The sequence below is a fragment of the Ruegeria discodermiae genome, assembly GCF_030758345.1.
Taxonomy (GTDB): Bacteria; Pseudomonadota; Alphaproteobacteria; order Rhodobacterales; family Rhodobacteraceae; genus Ruegeria_C.
In genome coordinates this window covers 145,175-165,036 of the sequence record NZ_JAVAMO010000009.1, presented here as the reverse complement: position 1 = coordinate 165,036, position 19,862 = coordinate 145,175, and the positions used below count along the sequence as shown (strand labels likewise).

Annotated in this window: 17 protein-coding genes; 11 read left to right on the top strand and 6 right to left on the bottom strand. The window is 59.8% G+C overall.

Features of this window, described 5'->3' with window-relative positions:
- Nucleotides 1-157 precede the first annotated feature (157 nt).
- Both Q5Y75_RS18415 and Q5Y75_RS18410 read right to left on the bottom strand, forming a co-directional pair.
- Entirely contained in the window at nucleotides 158-1,387 is a 1,230-nt protein-coding gene (locus Q5Y75_RS18415) for an L-rhamnose isomerase (RefSeq protein WP_306200277.1), read from the bottom strand.
- 11 nt (nucleotides 1,388-1,398) lie between these two features.
- Nucleotides 1,399-3,498: a bifunctional rhamnulose-1-phosphate aldolase/short-chain dehydrogenase gene (locus tag Q5Y75_RS18410; RefSeq protein ID WP_445758203.1), complete on the bottom strand. Its 2,100-nt coding sequence runs from the start codon at nucleotides 3,496-3,498 to the stop codon at nucleotides 1,399-1,401.
- A 189-nt stretch (nucleotides 3,499-3,687) separates the two neighbouring features.
- Here Q5Y75_RS18410 and Q5Y75_RS18405 point away from each other — a divergent pair, with 189 nt between their 5' ends.
- The 7 genes from Q5Y75_RS18405 (at nucleotide 3,688) to Q5Y75_RS18375 (ending at nucleotide 10,822) form a co-directional block, all read left to right on the top strand.
- Nucleotides 3,688-4,491 carry a DeoR/GlpR family DNA-binding transcription regulator gene (locus tag Q5Y75_RS18405; RefSeq protein WP_306200275.1) on the top strand — a complete coding sequence of 268 codons (804 nt, stop codon included), beginning with the start codon at nucleotides 3,688-3,690 and terminating at the stop codon, nucleotides 4,489-4,491.
- 49 nt (nucleotides 4,492-4,540) lie between these two features.
- Nucleotides 4,541-5,539: a rhamnose ABC transporter substrate-binding protein gene (gene rhaS, locus Q5Y75_RS18400; protein WP_306200273.1), complete on the top strand. Its 999-nt coding sequence runs from the start codon at nucleotides 4,541-4,543 to the stop codon at nucleotides 5,537-5,539.
- 77 nt (nucleotides 5,540-5,616) lie between these two features.
- Nucleotides 5,617-7,158: a sugar ABC transporter ATP-binding protein gene (locus Q5Y75_RS18395; RefSeq protein WP_306200272.1), complete on the top strand. Its 1,542-nt coding sequence runs from the start codon at nucleotides 5,617-5,619 to the stop codon at nucleotides 7,156-7,158.
- Complete coding sequence (locus Q5Y75_RS18390; protein WP_306200270.1) at nucleotides 7,155-8,135, top strand: ABC transporter permease; 981 nt, start codon at nucleotides 7,155-7,157, stop codon at nucleotides 8,133-8,135. Before Q5Y75_RS18395 ends, Q5Y75_RS18390 begins: the two co-directional genes overlap by 4 nt.
- On the top strand, nucleotides 8,132-9,115 hold the full coding sequence (locus Q5Y75_RS18385; protein WP_306200268.1) for an ABC transporter permease: 984 nt from the start codon (nucleotides 8,132-8,134) through the stop codon (nucleotides 9,113-9,115). Before Q5Y75_RS18390 ends, Q5Y75_RS18385 begins: the two co-directional genes overlap by 4 nt.
- 1 nt (nucleotide 9,116) lies before the next feature.
- Nucleotides 9,117-9,431: an L-rhamnose mutarotase gene (rhaM, locus tag Q5Y75_RS18380; protein WP_306200266.1), complete on the top strand. Its 315-nt coding sequence runs from the start codon at nucleotides 9,117-9,119 to the stop codon at nucleotides 9,429-9,431.
- Nucleotides 9,428-10,822 (top strand): FGGY-family carbohydrate kinase, encoded by a 1,395-nt coding sequence (locus tag Q5Y75_RS18375; RefSeq protein WP_306200264.1) that lies wholly within the window; start codon nucleotides 9,428-9,430, stop codon nucleotides 10,820-10,822. Before rhaM ends, Q5Y75_RS18375 begins: the two co-directional genes overlap by 4 nt.
- Nucleotides 10,823-11,721: 899 nt before the next feature.
- Here Q5Y75_RS18375 and Q5Y75_RS18370 read toward each other — a convergent pair.
- The 4 genes from Q5Y75_RS18370 to Q5Y75_RS18355 form a co-directional block, all read right to left on the bottom strand.
- A complete protein-coding gene (locus Q5Y75_RS18370; protein WP_306200262.1) occupies nucleotides 11,722-12,087 on the bottom strand; it encodes an IS3 family transposase in 366 nt (121 codons plus the stop codon).
- Nucleotides 12,088-12,257: 170 nt separating this feature from the next.
- Complete coding sequence (locus Q5Y75_RS18365; RefSeq protein ID WP_306200260.1) at nucleotides 12,258-12,449, bottom strand: transposase; 192 nt, start codon at nucleotides 12,447-12,449, stop codon at nucleotides 12,258-12,260.
- Nucleotides 12,450-12,547: 98 nt separating this feature from the next.
- Nucleotides 12,548-13,909 (bottom strand): sensor histidine kinase, encoded by a 1,362-nt coding sequence (locus tag Q5Y75_RS18360; RefSeq protein ID WP_306200257.1) that lies wholly within the window; start codon nucleotides 13,907-13,909, stop codon nucleotides 12,548-12,550.
- Entirely contained in the window at nucleotides 13,909-14,577 is a 669-nt protein-coding gene (locus Q5Y75_RS18355) for a response regulator transcription factor (protein ID WP_306200256.1), read from the bottom strand. The genes Q5Y75_RS18360 and Q5Y75_RS18355 overlap by 1 nt, the downstream gene beginning before the upstream one ends.
- 136 nt (nucleotides 14,578-14,713) lie before the next feature.
- On the opposite strand from Q5Y75_RS18355, the gene Q5Y75_RS18350 reads away from it, so the two are divergent.
- From Q5Y75_RS18350 to Q5Y75_RS18335, 4 genes are all read left to right on the top strand, one after another.
- A complete protein-coding gene (locus Q5Y75_RS18350) occupies nucleotides 14,714-15,802 on the top strand; it encodes a type 2 periplasmic-binding domain-containing protein (RefSeq protein WP_306200254.1) in 1,089 nt (362 codons plus the stop codon).
- A 75-nt stretch (nucleotides 15,803-15,877) separates the two neighbouring features.
- Complete coding sequence (locus tag Q5Y75_RS18345) at nucleotides 15,878-17,908, top strand: tripartite tricarboxylate transporter permease (protein WP_306200252.1); 2,031 nt, start codon at nucleotides 15,878-15,880, stop codon at nucleotides 17,906-17,908.
- On the top strand, nucleotides 17,905-19,005 hold the full coding sequence (locus Q5Y75_RS18340; RefSeq protein WP_306200286.1) for a 4-oxalomesaconate tautomerase: 1,101 nt from the start codon (nucleotides 17,905-17,907) through the stop codon (nucleotides 19,003-19,005). The genes Q5Y75_RS18345 and Q5Y75_RS18340 overlap by 4 nt, the downstream gene beginning before the upstream one ends.
- A complete protein-coding gene (locus Q5Y75_RS18335) occupies nucleotides 19,002-19,817 on the top strand; it encodes a universal stress protein (protein ID WP_306200250.1) in 816 nt (271 codons plus the stop codon). The genes Q5Y75_RS18340 and Q5Y75_RS18335 overlap by 4 nt, the downstream gene beginning before the upstream one ends.
- Nucleotides 19,818-19,862: the final 45 nt, after the last annotated feature.

Here is a 19,862-nt window from a genome sequence, read left to right as displayed (position 1 = left end):
CCAGCGAGATCTGTGATTGGACGAATTCACTGATCTCGGACAATGAGGCCGCTCAACGGTCACCGGCGCAATGACCGCTTTCTTTCGAATGCAATCTTGGCCTTCTTTCCAACATAGATTGTCCAGACGGAAACTTTCCAAGAAAATGGTCCGTGCCTCAGCGACCCGCTACAGTGGCCTGATAAGCGTCAAGCTCAGTGATCAGTTCAGTACCTGTAGGCGCGCCGTTTCTGGCGCAAAATTCAGACCACACTGCTCCGTAGGGCAGGTCCTTCAGTTCTTCTGTCACAACAAACCGGCTTGTGAAATCCAGCGCGTCCTCCGCTGCTCGCAAGCGATCCCAGGGCTTCAGAAGCGCCTGCAGAAGCGCCTTTTGCATGTTGCGCGTGCCAATCACCCAAGCAGCCGTTCGACTGATCGTGGCGTCGAAGAAATCAAGCCCGATATGGGTCTTGCCCAACAGGTCGCCGCTGACCAGTTCATGTGCCATCGCCAGGATGTCATCGTTCAGCATGATCACATGGTCGCTGTCCCAACGCATAGGGCGCGACACGTGCAGCAGAAGCTCATCCAGAGACAGCGCCACGGCGCTCAGTTTGTCGGCGATATTCTCGGTCGGGTGGAAGTGCCCCATGTCGAGGCACAGCAGTGTCTTGTTGCGGATCGCATAGCCCATGTAGAACTCATGGCTGCCCACCGTGCAGGCCTCAACCCCGATGCCGAAAAGCTTGGATTCGACCGCATCCAGCATATCCGATTTCGCCTCGGCCAGCATGGTGTCGAGCGAGGCCTCAAGCCGGGCCCGTGCCGCCATACGGTCGATAGGAAGGTCCTTGAACCCATCCGGAACCCAAATGTTGTTGATGCAAGGTGAACCAAGCGCGGCTCCCATCTGCGCCGCGATGTCCCGCGTGCGTTTCCCATGTTCGATCCAAAAGTCCCTGATGCCCTTGTCGGGGTGCGCCAACGTCAGGTTGTCGTCGGCCTTTTTATGGGCAAAGAAGGTCGGGTTGAAATCCAGCCCGATGCCGATGCCCTTGGCCCAGTCGACCCATGGCGCGAAATGGCGGTACTCGATCTCATCCCGGTCCGGGGTATCGTCTGTGTCCATGTACATCGCGTGCAGGTTCAACCGATGTGACCCGGGGATTTTTGCATAGGCAAACTCAAGATCCGCCCGCAGTTCGTCGGGGTTGCGGGCCCGGCCCGGATGGTTTCCGGTTGCATGAATGCCCCCGCCCGAGGTGCCGGTCTGGTTTTCGAACCCGACCACGTCATCGCCTTGCCAACAGTGAACGGAAATCGGGATGTCCCTCAGAGCCTTGATCGCAGCATCAGTGTCGACGCCCCAGACAGCGAATTGTGCTTTGGCGCTCTCATAGCTCATGGACCGTCTCCCTATCGCGTGAAGGCCTGAACGTTGCCCGCATCAACGTTCAGAATGTTACCCGTGGATTTGGCCGACGTCTCGGCGGCGAAGAAATAACAGGCCTCGGCGATATCTTTCGGCAGGACTGAGCGTTTCAGCATGGATCGGTTGCGGTACATCTCTTCCAGCCCCTCCTTATCCGTGCCGTAGGTCGAAGCCCGCTGCTCCAGCCAATCGCCTTCCCAGATCTTGGAGCCCCGCAACACCGCATCCGGGTTCACAACGTTGACCCTGATCCCGGCCTCAGAACCTTCCAGCGCAAGGCAACGGGCCAAGTGGATTTCCGAGGCCTTCGCCGTGCAATAGGCCGAGGCATTGGGCGAGGCGGCAAGCCCGTTTTTCGAGGCCACGAAAACGATAGATCCTCCCATGTCCTGCACCCGCATGATCTTGAAAGTTTCCCGGCTGACAAGGAAATACCCCGTGGACAAGATGTCCATGTTCTTGTTCCAAAGGTCGAGGGACGTTTCCTCAACCGGGGCAGAGGATGCGATCCCGGCGTTCGAGACAAGGATGTCGATGCCGCCAAATTCGACGGATGTTTCAGCCAACGCGTGGGCCACGGCATTTTCATCCGTGACATCCATCAGGACGGTGCACACGACGTCCTTGCCGAACTGCTGGGTCAAGACTGCTTCCGTCGCGGTGAGGCTGTCAGGATTGATGTCGGCCAGCATGACACAGGCGCCCTCGGACAGGTAACGTTCTGCCGTTGCCGACCCTATGCCGCCGGCGCCGCCGGTGACCAGCGCGACGCGACCAGCCAGCGATTTTGGTTTCGGCATGCGCTGCAACTTGGCTTCTTCCAACAGCCAGTATTCAATGTCAAAAGCTTCCTGCTCTGGCAGGCCGCAGTATTCGCTGACGGCACTTGCCCCGCGCATAACATTGATCGCGTTGACGTAGAATTCGCCGGAAATGCGGGCCGTGCCCTTGTCCTTGGCAAATGTGATCATGCCAACCCCAGGGATCAGGTAGACAACCGCGTTGGGGTCCCTAAGCGCAGGCGAGTTATCGTGTTTGCAACGGTTGTAGTAGGCCGTGTAGTCCTCACGATAGGCCGCGACTTGCGCGGGCAGGCCTTCAAGCACTGCGTCGATGTCGTTCTGGGCCGGGTCGAAGCCGACGACCAAAGGGCGAATCTTAGTGCGCAGGAAATGGTCAGGGCAGGACGTGCCAAGGGCCGCCAGCGCCTCCATGTCCTTAGAATTCACGAACTCAAGCACCGAGTCGCTGTCGTTGAAATGCCCGACCATGTGCTGGTTGCCACTGACAAAGCCACGGATCGCGGGCATCAGCCGGACAGCAACGGCCCGCCTACCTTCCCGGGCGAGGCTCTGGTGGACCGCTCCGCCAAAGGCCGGAACATCGGCGGTCTTTTCAGCCAACCACTTGGTCGCGACGTTGATCACGCCGATGGTGGAGTAATAGCAGTCTTTCGCCGTGTCAGCCCATGTGAACAATCCGTGGCTTTCAAGGACGACGCCATCGGCATCCGGGTTTTCCAGGCAGAACTTTTCAAGCCACAGGCCCAGTTCATACCCTGGCCGTTTCCACGGCAGCCAACCGATCCGGTCACCGAAAATTTCCTGGGTCAGCTCCTTCGAATTCTTCGACGCTGCGATCGCAATAATCGCGTCGGCGTGGACGTGATCGACATGTTTGCGCGGCACATAGGCGTGCAAGGGCGTGTCAATTGAGGCCGCGCGCGGGTTCAGTTTGAAGGTGCAGTGGGGCAGATAGCCGACCATTTCATCTTCAAACTCGACCCCGCGATAAAGCCCCTTCAGCGCGTTCACCTTGTCCATGTATAGCGTGGAGAAGCCGTCAAGTTTCATGGACCCGATGTCACCGCCGGAACCCTTGACCCAGAGCACCTCGACCTCTTTACCGGACAGTGGGTCGGTTTCCATGACCTTCGCAGAGGTATTGCCACCGCCATAGTTTGTGACGCGCTTATCCGATCCCAACGTGTTGGAGCGATAGAGAAGCAGTTCCGATTCGGACATACCACCTGCCACAGCGTCATCCCAGCGGTTCACAAGAAGCTGATTTTCGATGGATTCCAACGTTCTGCCCTCCTCACGGATGCAGCGGTCGGTACTGCACCATCGCGTTTAGGCTTAGTAGTGTGCATCGTTATGTCAATCAAAAACAATCACAAACAGTCATTATACAATTCCGAATGATTGAAAATGATCGAAATTGATTGACAGCTGCGACGAATCTGCGCAGCGTGGAGTGAATGGGAGGTGGCTTTGCACGAAAAAGAACGCCATAGGATCATCATTTCAGCGGTGCAGGATCGCCCCGTCGTGACGGTTGGGGACCTGTGCACCCTGACCGGCGTGTCCGAAGCCACAATCCGACGCGACATTTCAACACTTCACATGAAACAGAAGGTACGCCGTGTCAGAGGCGGCGCTGAGGCCATAACGCCACCGCAGTTCGCCGGGCTGGCGGGCCGTCCGTTCGTCGTCAACGAAACCATGAATATCGCAGCGAAGCAGGCGATTGCGCGCGCGGCGGTTGAGATGTGTAGCGAAGGTGACAGCATCATCATCAACGGGGGCACGACGACCTTTCAGATGGTGCATCCGCTGGCCAACCGCAGGATGCAGGTCTTTACCAATTCGTTCCCGATTGCCGAGCACCTGCTGAAGCATTCGAAGAACACGATCATGTTGTCAGGCGGCGCGATCTACCGGGAACAGAACATAATCCTTTCGCCCTTTGACAACGACGTGACCCGCAACTTCTATGCAAAGCGCATGTTCATGGGGGCGCAGGGGCTGGGCCCCATCGGCCTGATGGAGGCCGATCCCCTTCTGATCCAGGCGGAACAGAAACTGATCGGACAGGCAGATGAGCTTGTCGTTCTGGTCGACAGTTCGAAATTCGCGCAGCGCTCCAGCCTGGTGCTTTGCCAGTTGGACCGGATCACGACCGTGATCACCGACGAAGGAATTCCTGACAAGGCGGCGGCCATGATTGAGGCTGCCGGTGTGAATCTGATCGTTGCCCAGTCGGGCAGCGTTCAAGAAAACGAGGTGGCCTCTTGACCGCCTCCGAAACCCTAGACCCAAACATGACTTTCTGGGAGGAACTATCATGAAGCGTCGTACTTTCACATCAATTGTCGCAGGGATGAGCCTTGCCGCCGGCATGTTTGGCACCACGGCGATGGCGCAGGACAACATGCGCATAGCTCTGGTCGTAAAAGCGCTTGGTATCGGCTTCTTTGAGGCAGCCGCCGAAGGCGCTGAAGAGGCCGCCGGAGAACTCGGCAATGTCGAGATCATCTACACCGGCCCGACCGACACCACCGCGGAAGGTCAGATCGAGGTCATCAACTCCCTGATCGCGCAGGGTGTCGACGCCATCGCGATATCGGCAAATGACCCTGATGCACTTGTGCCGGCGCTGAAACGCGCGATGGACCGCGGGATCACCGTGATTTCCTGGGACTCGGGTGTGGCTGAAGCCGGACGCCAGATGCACCTGAACCCATCCTCGACCCCGCTGATCGGCAACACGATCATCAAGCTTGCCGCGGATCACATGCCGGATGGTGGTGAAGTTGCGATCCTGTCGGCGTCGGCCACGGCAACCAACCAGAACGCCTGGATCGAGGCCGCGAAAGAGGTTCTTCCGAATTATGACGGCGTCGATCTGGTGGCCACCGTCTATGGCGACGACCTCAGCGACAAATCCTACCGCGAAGCACAGGGCCTCATGGCGTCCTACCCTAACCTGAAGGCGATCATCGCGCCAACGACCGTTGGCATCCTGGCGTCCTGCCAAGCGGTGACCGACGCGGGCAAGATCGGTGAGATCAACGTGACCGGTTTGGGCCTCCCGTCCGAGATGGCAGGCTGTGTTGATAGCGGTGCAACCAAGAGCTTCGCGATCTGGAACCCGATTGACCTTGGCTACTCGGCCACCATGCTGGCGCATGCAATCGCCAACGGTGCTGAAACCGGTGCCGGTGCCGAAATCCCGATGGGCCGCATGGGTTCGGTGACGCTGGATGACACCGGCTCGGCAGCCATGGCTGATCCGTTCACCTACGACAGCTCGAACATCGAACAGTTCAAGTCGATCTTCTAATCTGAACGACGTGTCTGGGCGTGTGCGATGACCCGCGCCCCGACTCCCTACTCTTCCCACATCCAGAAACACTGTCCATGCAGTTGGAATTGAGACCAGACGTGTCGAACGCCGCCGCCCCTACACCGCTTCTGAGCCTGTCCGGCGTGACCAAGACATTTCCCGGCGTGCGGGCCCTTTCAGATGTTTCGCTAAACCTCTACCCGGGCAAGGTCACGGCATTGGTGGGCGAAAACGGTGCTGGCAAGTCTACCGTGGTGAAGGTTCTGACGGGCATTTATCAACCCGACGAGGGTGACATCCGAATCGATGGCGAGGCTCTCAGTTTCCCGACACCGCAATCTGCCGAAACTGCTGGCGTGACCGCCATCCATCAGGAAACCGTCCTTTTCGACGAACTGACGGTGGCGGAAAACATCTTTCTCGGTCATGCGCCAAAGGGGCGATTTGGCCTGATCGACAAAACCGCCATGGCGACCCGCGCGCGAGAGATTCTGGATGGAATCGGGGCCAAGATTGATCCGGGCGCGACGCTCAAGGACCTTGGAACCGCGAACAAGCACCTGGTTGCCATTTCCCGGGCGCTGTCCATCGACGCGCGCGTTGTGATCATGGACGAACCGACCGCAGCCCTCAGCCAGAAGGAAATCGAAGAGCTTTACGAACTCGTCGAAAGCCTGAAGGCGCGAGGCAAGGCGATCCTCTTCATTAGCCACAAGTTTGACGAGATATTCCGCATCGCCGATTTCTACACCGTCTATCGCGACGGCCAGATGGTCGGCGAAGGGGCGATTGTAGATGTCAGCGAACCGGAACTGGTCAAGCTTATGGTGGGCCGCGACGTCAGCCAGATTTTCCCCGAACGCGACCACAACGTCGGCCACGATATCCTCGAAGTCGCGGGGTACGACCACCCGACCGAATTCGCGGACATCGGTTTCACGCTCAGGCGCGGCGAAATCCTCGGGTTCTACGGGCTGGTTGGCGCAGGTCGGTCCGAATTCATGCAGGCCCTTTTCGGGATCACCCGCCTCTCGGGCGGAACCGTGAGGATTGACGGGGCACCGGTTTCCATTGCATCGCCCGCCGATGCGGTCGCAAGTGGCATCGTCTATGTCCCGGAGGACCGGGGCAAACAAGGCACAATCGGCGCGCTGCCGATTTTTCAGAACGTGACTCTGCCGTCACTCGCTCGCACCTCGCGCAAGGGTTTCATCAAGCTGGCCGAGGAATTCAAGCTGGCACGGGATTATACCGAACGTCTCGACCTGCGCGCCGCTTCGCTGGACACCGATGTCGGCAACCTGTCGGGCGGCAACCAGCAGAAGGTCGTGATCGCCAAATGGCTCGCTACCCAGCCCAAGGTCATCATCCTGGACGAACCCACTAAGGGCATCGACATCGGGTCCAAGGCCGCCGTGCATGAATTCATGGCGGAGCTTGCCGCACAAGGGCTCGCCGTCATCATGGTCAGTTCCGAAATCCCCGAGATCGTGGGCATGTCGGATCGTGTGATCGTCATGCGCGAGGGGCGCATCGTGGCGGAACTGGCCCGCGACCAGATCACGCCCGAAACGCTTGTCAGCCACGCCGCAGGGATCAAGGAGGACGCGCAATGAAACGTATCCTCGCCTCCCGCGAACTTTTGCTGCTGGTCGCCATCGGATTGGTGCTTGGCATCATCTCAAGCCGCTTCCCGGCGTTCATCACGCTGTCGAACCTGGCTGCCGTCTTCAACGACACCTCGCCGCTGATCCTGCTGGCCATCGGCCAGATGATCGTGATCTTGACGAAGTGCATCGACCTCTCGGTCGCCGCCAACCTCGCGCTGACCGGCATGGTCGTGTCACTGATCAATATCTCGGCACCAGGTCTCCCGATTATCGTAACGCTGGTCGTGGCCACCGGGTTCGGGGCGTGCCTTGGAATGTTCAACGGTATCCTGGTGTGGAAACTGGACATCCCGCCTATCGTGGTGACCCTTGGCACCATGACCATCTTCCGTGGAACCATCTTCCTTCTGACCGAGGGCAAATGGGTCAACAGCCACGAGATGAGCGACACTTTCAAGGCATTCCCACGCACCGAGCTTCTTGGCCTTCCGGCGCTAAGCTGGTTTGCCATCGCGGCGGTGATCCTTTTCACCATCGTCATGACCCGCACCACCCTGGGCCGCGCCTTCTACGCTGCCGGGGGCAACCCCCATGCGGCGATCTATGCCGGGATCAACGTGGGCCGGACCCAGTTCTGGGCCTTCACGATCTCTGGCGCGCTGGCCGGTCTGACCGGCTACCTCTGGGTCTCTCGCTTCGCGGTTGCTTATGTCGATGTTGCCGGGGGGTTTGAATTGACCGTCGTGGCGGCCTGCGTCATTGGCGGCGTGTCGATCATGGGTGGCATCGGTTCGGTCCCCGGCGCGCTGCTGGGCGCGCTGTTCCTCGGCATCATTGCCAATGCCCTGCCGGTCGTGAACATCTCTCCCTTCTGGCAGATGGCCATCTCGGGCGGCGCGATCATCATCGCGGTTGTTCTGAATGCCCAGGCCAACCTGACGAAGGGCCGCATCATCCTCAAACGCGCGGAGCACGCGACATGACCACGACGACACGCTCGATCCCCGATCGCCTGCGCTCGCCGCTGGAGCGGAACCTGAAAAGCTGGGAAAGCCTGCTGATGTTGGTCGCAATCGGCATCTTCATCGCCAACAGCTTCGCCTCACCCTATTTCCTTAACGCCTGGAACCTTTCCGACGCGACCTTCAACTTCACCGAAAAGGCGATGATCGCCTTTGCCATGGCCCTGCTTATTATCTCTGGCGAAATCGACCTCAGCGTCGCCGCGATCATCGCACTGGCCTCGACCGCCATGGGCGCCGCCGTGCAGGCGGGCGTCGGGACAGAGGGGCTGGTCCTGATCGGTCTGGCCGTCGGTCTGGCCTGTGGGGCGGTCAACGGTTTCCTCGTCACCGGCCTTGGCCTCCCATCCATCGTCGTCACCATCGGCACGATGAGCCTTTTCCGCGGGATCAGTTTCATCGTGTTGGGCGATCAGGTCTACAAGGGCTATCCAGCCGATTTCGCCTTCTTCGGGCAGGGCTATGTCTGGTGGGTGATTTCCTTTGAATTCGTCCTCTTCGCCTTCATTGCGGTGATCTACGCGGTCATCCTGCACATGACCAATTTCGGCCGCGCGGTCTATGCCATCGGAAACAATGCCACTGGGGCGCTGTTTTCGGGCATTCGGGTGGGCCGGGTGAAGTTCACCCTGTTCCTGCTGACGGGCCTGATGTCCGGGGTCGCCGCCGTCTGCCTGACATCCCGCCTCGGCTCGACCCGACCCTCCATCGCCTTCGGGTGGGAACTTGAGATCGTGACTATGGTCGTCCTTGGCGGGGTCAACATCCTCGGCGGCTCCGGCTCCATCCCCGGCGTCGTGATCGCGGCCTTTGTCATGGGGCTTGTGACTTTCGGACTTGGCTTGCTGAACGTGCCCGGTATCGTGATGTCGATTGGTATCGGGGCGTTGCTGATCTCGGTCATCGCGCTGCCCCGGCTCTGGTCGATGTGGAGGGGCTGACATGGAAAAATACGCCTTCAAGATGAAGCTCAACCCGGGCTGCAGGGATGAATACGAGAAGCGCCACGATGAGATCTGGCCAGAGCTTGCCACGCTGCTGAAAGACGCGGGCTTGTCCGACTATTCGATCCACCTGGACGAAGAAACGAACATTCTTTTTGGCGTCCTCTGGCGCACCGACGACCACAAAATGGATGCCTTGCCCAGCCACGAGATCATGCAGCGATGGTGGGCGCATATGGCGGACATCATGGAAACCAAGCCCGACAACGAACCCGTGGCGGTGCCGCTGACGCCCGTCTTCCACATGCCATGACCCCCCGGCACGTCGCCGTCATCGACATCGGCAAGACCAACGCCAAGCTTGCGCTGGTCGATGCGACTGACATGTCCGAAGTGGAGGTGCTGACCCGGCCTAACATGGTTCTCGCCGCTCCACCCTATCCGCACTTCGATGTTGAGGCGATCTGGCGCTTTCTTCTGGACGGGTTGGAGCAGTTTCAGAAGGCGCACGGCGTAGATGCCATTTCCATCACGACCCACGGGGCGTCTTGCGCCCTGATCGCGCCAGACGGCGCGCTTGCTGCCCCGATCCTCGACTATGAGCACACAGGCCCTGATGATCTGGCCGCGGCCTACGACGCCATCCGCCCGCCCTTTGAGGAAACCGGATCGCCAAGGTTGCCGATGGGTCTTAACTTGGGCGCGCAGTTGCATTGGCAATTTGAGCAGGACCCCGCGCTTCGCGAACGCACCGCCACCATTGTCACCTATCCGCAGTACTGGGGGCATCGCCTGACAGGAGTGCCGGCCAGCGACGTGTCGTCCCTTGGTTGTCACACGGATCTGTGGAATCCGTCCAAGGCGCACTATTCTTCGTTGGTCGAACGGTTGGGCATATCTGAAAAAATGGCGTCCGCGCGCAAATCTGCGGAGGTTCTCGGACCCGTGTTGCCGCAGGTCGCATCGCAAACCGGCCTGCGCTTTGACACGCTGGTGCACTGTGGCATCCACGATTCAAACGCATCGCTTTTGCCTCATGTACTGACCCGAACCGGGCCGTTTTCCGTCGTTTCGACCGGGACATGGGTCATTGCCATGACCATCGGCGGCGAAGAAGTAACTCTAGAACCTTCGCGTGACACGCTTCTTAACGTCAACGCACTGGGTGCCCCGGTACCCTCCGCCCGTTTCATGGGGGGACGCGAGTTCGAGTTGGCGATGAACGGTCATACCACGGAATGTGCAGAGCAATTCCTTGACCTGGTCGCGAAAGAAGGCTCCATGCTCTTGCCCGCAATTGTCCCGGACAGCGGGCCGTTTCAGGGGCAAAAACACAGCTGGATGGGGTCAGAGCCCTTGCCCGGAACCCAGGAACGCGCTGCGGCGGTGAGTTTTTACCTCGGATTGATGACCGCGGAATGCCTGTCGCTGACCGGACACAAGGGCCCCATTATCGTCGAAGGTCCATTTGCCAGGAACAAAGGCTTCGCCAGTCTGCTCGCCGCGGCGACAAACTGCAGGGTCGACGCGACCGCCACCGCAACAGGGACGAGCCAGGGGGCCGCCCTCTTGGTAACAGGCGCACTCCCCGAGCGCGCGGCCTTCGACGTCGAAACCTATTTTCACAAGACCAACGTGAGCTACCAACGTTACGCGAACAGTTGGCACAGAGCCGCAAAAGCAAGCCTGGAACCGCGTCCATAGGATACCCTAACGACCTGCACGGAACTCCGATAGCAGACTTTGGAGACCAGCGTGAAACTGAACGGAATGGGCTCGTCACGGACCTCGGTGACGTTGCAGCACCGGCCCCTGCTACGCCATCCGCGGATCGAGCACACGGCCCTAAGCGGACTTCCGGCACAGCACCTGAATGCTGCGGCTGCAACCATCATTGCAGACCTTGGTCAATAGCTTTTGTTCAGATACCCAAAGCCCAGATCGCACGCGATTTAGGTGTGTCTCGGATGACTATATATTGCGCGCTCGATACATCGCTTGGGCCGCGTAGTGCTGACGACCCGACAAATGTGGAAAACAAGATTGAAGGGCATTCACGCAATAAAAAGTAGACGATGTTTCCTGTCGATTTGGCTACATAGAATTGAAGGTTCAAGCCTTATGGGGATCCCGAGAAGGCACTTGGCCGATAGCTGGTCTATCGGAAGCATCTCCGGCGTTCTCGGGTTTTTTACCAGGCGCAGATGCTCCAGCAGGGTCGAGTTTACCCTTAGCAATTTCCAATGCTTCTTTTGCACCTCTAATGAGGCAATCGCCAATCTTAGTCATCGTTCTCTGCCAATTTTTTGTTCATAACTGATAACATTTCTTTTTGTGCATGTCTGCGAAGCGAGATGTTGTTTTCTCATGGTTTCAAACTGCCGCAAGGGCGATTGATCAATTTTCTGAACTCCGTCAGGTGACCAGGATTTACGGCACCCCTGACCACTCTGCCCTCACGCTTTTAATGCCCTATTCTTCATTGTCTTGAGAAAGCGAAGCCTCAAGCGCTTCGAGCAACATTTGCTCATGGCGAATTGGCATATCATCCACGCTCCAAGCGCGCCGATGGTCAGGCCAAACTTGTTCGAACAGCTCCTCTGTCAGAACAACAAAGGAAACTCTTCCTCCATGTCTAAGCTCCGCCCATTGCTCAGCTTGTAGTGAACAAAATCGACGCTCCAGACATGGTTGGGATGCGTCGGTCGGAGCCGAATGATCGAGCTGTCCTTGTGGTAGAGGCGACGCTTCTTCTTGTGCCGCTGCGGGAGTTGCAGACCTTCCTCCCGCCATAGCCGTTCTACCTTCTTGTGGTTGACACGCCAGCCCTCGACCCGAAGCAGCTGCGCCACCTTAGGGTAGCCATACCGGCCATAGCTCTTGGCCAGACGGATCATGGCCAGTCTAAGAGCATCATCGTTCCTCTCTACGGCCTCGTATTGCATGGAGCTGCGTGCAAGGCCGACCATCTTGCAGGTGCGGCGCTCTGATGTGCCGAGCCTCTGGTTAGCATGAATGACGGCCTGACGAAGTTGGCTCGTCGTCAGGCCCTCTGTTTTAGGCAGTTCAGACTTTCCTTGAGGATCAGCTTGTCCAGTTCCAGTTCGGCCACGATCTTCTTCAGTCGGGCATTTTCTTTCTACAGGCTGCGCAACTCCGACAGTTGCGACTCGCCCATGCCACCGAACTGACGCCGCCAATTGTCGTAGGCCGCATCGCTGACACCGACACCACGACAGGCCGTTCGAACATCGTCGCCATCTGCCAGCTTCAGTTCAATCTCACGCAGCAGTTTCAGAATGTCTTCGTCCGAGTATCGCTTCCGAGCCATCTCTTGTTCCCACTTCTCGGCCAAAGTAGTGGCCCAATCTTAGGGGGCAAAGACACAAGAGTGTGGGCTCTTTTGAGTTTGACCGGACGTGCGAGCCACTACAGTTTTGGGATATGAAGTGAAATGCTTGCGCCTTTCTTGGCCCGGTCGATGACCAGCGCCCCGCCGTGCCGTTCAGCGACTGACATTGCTATCGCCAGTCCTAGACCACTGCCATCTGATGGTTCCACCTGCGAGAAGCGCCCGAACGCTGTTTCGCTTTGCTCAGGTTTAAGGCCTTTGCCATCGTCCTTGATCGTCACGATGGCCTCCCCGATCGAGTGTGTGATCGCTACGGAAATCTGCGTCAGATCAGGGCCGCCATGCTTTAGGGCATTGTCGATCAGGTTTTTGACCGCCTCAGTCAGGAACAACCTGTCCCCTGAAATCCTTGTTGGCTGATCCGGCGCGTTGAATTCGAACTCAATTCCGCGCGAAAGAATAGTCGGCCCAAACTCGGCGCAAATGTCCTCAACGATTTCTCGAAGGTCAACAGGCTCCAGCTCCGGTGCCATCGCTGATTGTTGCAAGCGGTCAAGAGACAGGAGTTGATCAGCAACGCGGGCAGAACTGCGGGCAGCGCTGACCAGTTCCGATATCCGCTTGTTTCTCTCCTTGGCCGAAGGCGCATCGCGCACCGCTTCTGCCATAGATTGAACCGCCGCCGCCGGGTTGCGCAGCTGATGCGCGGCGTCGGAGATGAAGACCTGATGGGCGGTCATGCTGGCCTCAACCTTGCTGAAGAGGCGGTTCAGCGTCCTGACGATACCGCTAACCTCGATTGGCACGGGGCGTCTTATCTGGCTGAGGTCGTTGGGTGATCTGGCGGCGATAGCGTCCTGCAGGTCGATCAGCGGGCGCAGGCCCCGCGCGACGCCGAACCAGACCACCAGCGCCAGCGTCGCGAGAAGCGTGCCGATCAGTGCGGCCGCGCGGATCGCCAGTTGCCGGGCAAAGTTCTGCCTGTCTTCTATGCGCTGCCAAACTTTCACCGAGGCGTCGCCCGTCAGATTCTCGATGGTGACGCGCTCTCTGACGCTGAGTACACGCACGTCTTCGTCGCGGTAGGTCGCCCCGAAGAAATGGGGGGCGTAGATATCGGTGCCGCCCGAGTTGTCCGACTTAGGCGGATAGGCATAGCCGGTGATGTAGATTCCGCCGGGGCCCGTCGCGTGGTAGAATACCTCGCCTCCTGCTGCGTCACGGATAAGATCGCGTGTCGAGGGTGCAAGGGCGTCACCGCCCGAGACGGCCACATCCCGTGATATCGCCAACGCAGCGGCTAGGAGACTGCGGTCGAAGAGGTCCTCGGCGGTGTTCTGGGCCACCGTGAAGCGCCAGTACCCGAGCAGCACCGCCATAAGCACCAACGGGCTTAGGATCAGGACAAAGAGGCGGAGGCGCAAAGACGCGCGACGCATCAGACTGCAACCTCAAGCATATATCCCAGTCCGCGCGCCGTCTTAATCGAGATGCCGTATGCGCCAAGGCGCTTGCGCAACCGCGAGACATGCGGCTCGACCGCGGTGTCGTCCACATCGGCACCGACGCCGTAGACATGATCGGTCAACTGCGCCTTTGAGACGATGCGCCCGCGCCGTTCCAGCAAGCATTCCAGAACCGCCATCTCTCTGCGCGGCACATCCAGTGCCATGCCATCGGCCTTAAACTCGCGCGAGGTCCGGTCGAATTCCAGCCTGCCGATCCGTTCGCGCGCGCCGTAATCGAGGCTTTTGCGGCGCGAGAGTGCGCGAATGCGTGCCTCCAATTCGTCCATTTCGAAGGGCTTGACCAGATAATCATCCGCGCCCATGTCGAGCCCCGCCACCCGGTCGCTGGTCTCGGACCGGGCCGTCAGCAGGATGACCGGCGCGCTATCTTCCCGCTCACGCATGGCCCGCAGGATGTCGAAGCCGGACCGGCCCGGCAGGTTGATATCCAGCACCACCAGATCTGCGCCCTCCCGCGCGAGAAAGGCATCGGCTTCACGCCCATCATGCAACACGTCCGCAGCATGTCCCCGGTCGCGCAGCCGGTACGCGATGGCATTTGCCAATGCCTCGTTGTCCTCGACGATGACGATCCGCATTTCAGCTCCCGCAAGCTTGGCGCAAGGTTGGCCTACCATGATTGGCAGATCGCAAGGGGAATCAACCCCGCATGCATTGGTAACCGTGTCTGGGCTGGAGGAGCCGGGATCGTTACTGGTCACTAGGGAGGACATAATGACCGTTTCTGTTTTCACGCGCCGTGCCGTGGTATCGATGATCGCTGCCGCCGGGCTTGCGGCACCTGTCGCGGCCGAGGTGGACTTTTCAGGCAAAACCATTGAATGGGTAATCCCGTTTTCGGAAACCGGTGGCTCGGCCAAGTGGGCGAACTTCTTTGCCCCGCTGCTGTCCGAAGAATTGCCGGGGCAGCCGACCGTTGTGGTCAAGTTCATGCCCGGTGCGGGTTCCACAAAGGGCGCGAACTGGTTTCAGGAACAGAAACACGATGACGGCACCCTGCTGTTTGGAACCTCCGGTTCGACGCAATTCCCATATCTCTTGAACGATCCGCGTGTGCGCTATGAATACAAGGAGTGGATTCCCGTCATGGCCTCGGGCACCGGCGGCGTTGCTTATCTGAACGCCGAGGATGGTGCCAAATTCGATGGGTCGGCCAACAATCTGAAGGACGTCGATTTCATCTATGGCAGCCAGGGCGCGACGCGGCTCGATCTGGTGCCACTGCTGGCCTGGCAGATGCTGGGCATGAATGTGGAGCCGGTCTTTGGCATCAAGGGCCGCGGCGATGGTCGGCTGATGTTCGAGCGTGGCGAAGCGACCATCGATTATCAGACCTCTTCGGGTTATCTGGGCGGATCGGTGCCGTTGGTCGAGGCTGGTCAGGCAGTGCCGATGATGACCTGGGGGGCATTGGACGACGACGGTAGCATCGTGCGCGACCCGACTTTCCCGGACATTCCCAGCTTTAAGGAAGTCTGCGAAGCCACGGAAGGCTGTGAGACCTCGGGCGATCAATGGGATGCTTGGAAAGCGTTTTTCGTGGCTGGTTTCCCGGTGCAGAAACTGGCCTTCCTGCCCGGTGACACGCCGCAGGATGTGGTCGATACCTACACGGCTGCGTTTCAGGCCGTGATCGAACGCCCGGATTTCGCCGAGATTTCGTCTAAGCGAGTGGGCAAATACCCGGTCTTTGTCGGCGATGGCTCGCAGGCCGCGCTGGAAACCGCAACCAGCGTGCAGGACGGGGCCAAGCAATATGTCCTTGGCTGGCTCAAGGACGCCTACGGTGTCGAACTGAACTAATCCGGCGCGCAGCCTCGCGATTGCGGGGCTGCCACCCGTTCGATTTTCAATTTTCAATGACGGAAAGCGGCTCCCATGGAGATTCTCGCGACGGCTCTTCCTGAGCTCGGGCATGCCTGGGCTCTGATCCTGCAACCTGTTGTTCTCGGCTACCTCGTGCTGGGGGTCGTTATGGGCCTCTGCGTCGGTGTCTTCCCCGGCCTCGGCGGCATTGCGGGGCTTTCCCTGCTCTTGCCGTTCATGTTCGGGATGGAGCCAGTCTATGGCCTCGCCCTGATGATCGGCATGGTTGCTGTGGTCCCGACTTCGGACACGTTTGCGTCGGTGCTGATGGGCATCCCGGGCAGCTCGGCCTCGCAGGCCACGGTGCTGGACGGGTTTCCCATGGCCAAGAACGGCCAGGCCGCACGAGCGCTGTCTGCTGCCTTTGCCTCATCGCTTTTTGGCGGTCTCGTCGGGGCCACCTTCCTGACCGTCTTCATCCTTGTGGCACGCCCCATCGTGCTGGCCTTCGGCCTGCCCGAGATGCTGATGATCACCATTCTGGGCCTGTCGATGGTGGCGGTGCTGGCCGGTCGCATCGCGCTCAAAGGCATGGCTGCAGCCGGGCTTGGCCTGATGATCGGAACGATCGGCGAGGCTGATGCAGGCGGCAGCCTGCGCATGGCGACCTATGATATCCCCTATCTCACCGACGGGCTGAAACTGGTCATCGTCGGGCTCGGCATCTTCGCAGTACCCGAGATCGTCTCGCTGCTGCGGCAGGACCGGTCCATCGCCAAAGGCGCGTCGCTCGGCGCGGGCTGGTTCGACGGCATCCGCGACTGGTTCGCCAATATCTGGCTGTCGGTTCGCTGCTCGGTCATCGGTGTGGCCGTGGGTGTGATCCCAGGCCTCGGCGGGTCCGTTGTTGACTGGATTGCCTATGGGCATTCGGTGCAGACCACCAAGGACAAGTCCAATTTCGGCAAGGGCGAGGTGCGCGGCATCATTGGGCCGGAAAGCTCGAACAATGCCAAGGAAGGCGGCGGGCTGGTGCCGACTCTGCTTTTCGGTATTCCCGGTTCCGGCTCGATGGCGATCTTCATCGGGGCCGTCGCCTTGCTCGGCTCGGGCGATATCGAGGTTGGTCCGGGCATGCTGAAGGACAATCTGGACATCACCTATTCCATCGTGTGGCTGCTGGCGCTGGCCAATGTGGTGGGCACCATCCTGTGTATCGCGGCCTCGGGCGGGATCGCCAAGCTGACCACGATCCGCTTCACCTATCTGGCGCCATTCCTGTTCATGCTGATCAGCTTTGCCGCGTTCCAGTCGGGGCAGAATTTCGAGGACCTGCTGGCGCTGTTCAGCATCGGTCTGATCGGCATTTTCCTGCGCCGTTTCGACTGGTCGCGCCCGGCCTTCCTGATCGGGTTCGTGCTGTCGAACCCGGTCGAGAAATTCACCAATCAGGCGTTTCAGATCGCGTCCTTCAGGTTCCGTAAAAGCTTCGAGGAAGGGATGGACTACATCTTCAGCCCCATCGTGATTGTCCTGATCATCATCACGGTGGTCTCGGTCGTGCTGGGTATTCGGCAGGCCAAGACCATCATGGCAGAGGGTGACGTGCAGTCCGGCTCCAAGCGCGCACCGCTGGTCTTTCTGCTGGTCATCATGGCCTATCTGATCACCGCGCTGGTCAATGCCAACATGATCCCCGACTACAACATGACCGACAAGGTCATCCCGCTGGTGATCGGGGGCTTCTCGCTGGCCTGCTGCGCGATCCTGCTGGTGCAGATGATGCGCCGCCCCGAGGGCGATGTGATCTTTGCCGACAAAGAAGTCGCGGGCGAGGACGCTGACGCGCCATACGGGTTGTGGTCGACACTGGCCTGGTTTGCCGGGCTGATCGCCGCGACCTGGATCGTGGGCTTCATCCTCGCGCTGATCGGCTTCCTGATCACCTTCTTCCGCGTCCGGGCCGGGGCCGACTGGCGGATGACGCTGATCCTGACCGCGGCTGGTATCGCGTTCATGTGCCTGATGGCCGGCGCGCTAAACCGCGACTTCCCGCCAGGTCTCTTGCAGAGCGCGGTGGATCTGCCATGGCCGCTGAAATGACCCAGACCGCGATCCCCTATGTTTTCATGCGCGGTGGCACATCCCGCGGACCGTATTTCCTGCGCAGCGATCTGCCCGAAGATCTGGATCAACTGGCCGACACGCTGATTGCCGTTCTAGGTTCGGGCCATCCGCTGAATATTGACGGGATCGGCGGTGGGGCGGCGGTCACCACCAAAGTGGCGATGCTGTCGCGCAGTATGGATAACTGGGCGGATGTGGACTATTTCTTCGCGCAGGTCTCTGTCGAGGATCGCCTCGTCGATTTCAAACCCACCTGCGGCAACATCCTGTCCGGCGTTGGCGCGGCGGCGCTGGAAATGGGGCTGGTTGACGCGCAGGGCGAGGAAACCGAAATCCGCATCCGTGCGGTGAATACAGGGGCGCAGGTGGTGGCCCGCATTCAGACGCCGGGCGGCCAGTTGGACTATCAGGGCACCACAGAAATTGCCGGCGTGCCCGGTCAGGCTGCGCCCGTGCAGCTGAACTTCATGGGCGTCGTGGGTGCCGCAACGGGGTCCTTCCTGCCCACCGGTAGCTTGCGCGACGAGATCGACGGGATCGAGGTGACCTGCATGGATGTGGCCGTTCCAATGGTCATCGCGCGCGCCGATGCGTTTGGCCTGACCGGTTACGAGAGCGCCGCCGAACTGGATGAAAACCGAGCCTTCTTCGACCGGATGGAAGCCATTCGCATCAAGGCCGGGGCTCTGATGGGCATGGGCGATGTTTCGCAATCGGTGACGCCCAAATTCGGGCTTCTGGCGCAGGCGCAAGAAGGCGGAACCATCGCGACGCGCTACTTCATGCCATGGAACACCCACCCGTCAATGGCCGTGACCGGCGCGCAATGTCTGGCCTCCTGCGCATTGACGCCGGGAACGGTCGCCGACGGTTTGCTGACCCGACCCAAGTCTAGCCCCGCGCAGGTGGTTCTGGAACATCCCAGCGGCACGATCGAGGTGCTGGTCGAATTCTCGACTGATGATGGCTTCGACCTGATCAGCGCGGGCCTTGTGCGCACGGCACGCAAGCTGGCCGACGGGCATGTCTATATTCCCCGCTCGATCTGGGCGGGGCCGGAGGAAAACTCATGAGCATTCGAAACAGCCTTGTGGCCTTCAACGGGTCCGACGGCGCGCTATCCGCGCTGAGATACGCGGCAGAACTGGCAGGTGATACCGGACATGTCACCGCGCTGCTTGCGCATTCCGCGCATGAAATGGTTGACAGCCACGCGGCCTGGGTGCCCGCCAAGGCCCGCGAGATCATCGCGCATGCCAACGCTGATATCCTGACCGCGATCGAGGCCCGGTTCGATGCGGAGCGCGATGCACTGGGTCTGGGGCAAAGGCTGCATTTCCAACGTGTATCCGGCCGCGTCGACAAGGTTCTGTCCGAGACAGCGCGCAGTTTCGACCTGCTGGTTGCTGGACACGACCTTGCCGAACAGGTCGATGCGCATGTGATGTTGCATCCGGACCGCATCGCCTTGCTTAGCGGTCGACCAATCCTGATGATCCCAAAGGGCCAGGAGAGCCACACTCAAGCGCGCGTTGTGGTCGCCTGGGATGGCGGGCGGGCGGCGGCGCGGGCACTGTCCGATAGCCTCAACCTGCTCGGCAGCCAAAGCCATCTGACCGTTCTGTCGGTGGGCGAAACGGACACCCCCTCGGCTGCGTCTGATGTTGTCCGGCATCTCGAACGCCATGGTATCTCTGCCACCCACGAGCAAATCCCGGCCGAACCAGGCGTTGCGCGGGCGCTTCTCGCCTATTGTCGAAACCAGCCTCCCAGTCTGTTGGTCATGGGGGCCTATGAGCATTCCAAATTCCGCGAGGATTTCCTTGGTGGCGTCACAGCGCGTGTGCTGCGCGATACACCGGTTCCCGTTCTGCTCTCACACTAGGCGCATCGGCGCAGCTTGAAATCGGTGAGCAATCTTGGTATGCGA

Coding starts and splice junctions, on each gene's coding strand:
- Q5Y75_RS18415 (WP_306200277.1), bottom strand. CDS start 1,387: ATGAGCTATGAGAGCGCCAAAGCACAATTCGCTGTCTGGGGCGTCGAC.
- rhaS (WP_306200273.1), top strand. CDS start 4,541: ATGAAGCGTCGTACTTTCACATCAATTGTCGCAGGGATGAGCCTTGCC.
- Q5Y75_RS18395 (WP_306200272.1), top strand. CDS start 5,617: ATGCAGTTGGAATTGAGACCAGACGTGTCGAACGCCGCCGCCCCTACA.
- Q5Y75_RS18390 (WP_306200270.1), top strand. CDS start 7,155: ATGAAACGTATCCTCGCCTCCCGCGAACTTTTGCTGCTGGTCGCCATC.
- Q5Y75_RS18385 (WP_306200268.1), top strand. CDS start 8,132: ATGACCACGACGACACGCTCGATCCCCGATCGCCTGCGCTCGCCGCTG.
- rhaM (WP_306200266.1), top strand. CDS start 9,117: ATGGAAAAATACGCCTTCAAGATGAAGCTCAACCCGGGCTGCAGGGAT.
- Q5Y75_RS18375 (WP_306200264.1), top strand. CDS start 9,428: ATGACCCCCCGGCACGTCGCCGTCATCGACATCGGCAAGACCAACGCC.
- Q5Y75_RS18370 (WP_306200262.1), bottom strand. CDS start 12,087: ATGGTCGGCCTTGCACGCAGCTCCATGCAATACGAGGCCGTAGAGAGG.
- Q5Y75_RS18365 (WP_306200260.1), bottom strand. CDS start 12,449: ATGGCTCGGAAGCGATACTCGGACGAAGACATTCTGAAACTGCTGCGT.
- Q5Y75_RS18360 (WP_306200257.1), bottom strand. CDS start 13,909: ATGCGTCGCGCGTCTTTGCGCCTCCGCCTCTTTGTCCTGATCCTAAGC.
- Q5Y75_RS18355 (WP_306200256.1), bottom strand. CDS start 14,577: ATGCGGATCGTCATCGTCGAGGACAACGAGGCATTGGCAAATGCCATC.
- Q5Y75_RS18350 (WP_306200254.1), top strand. CDS start 14,714: ATGACCGTTTCTGTTTTCACGCGCCGTGCCGTGGTATCGATGATCGCT.
- Q5Y75_RS18345 (WP_306200252.1), top strand. CDS start 15,878: ATGGAGATTCTCGCGACGGCTCTTCCTGAGCTCGGGCATGCCTGGGCT.
- Q5Y75_RS18340 (WP_306200286.1), top strand. CDS start 17,905: ATGACCCAGACCGCGATCCCCTATGTTTTCATGCGCGGTGGCACATCC.
- Q5Y75_RS18335 (WP_306200250.1), top strand. CDS start 19,002: ATGAGCATTCGAAACAGCCTTGTGGCCTTCAACGGGTCCGACGGCGCG.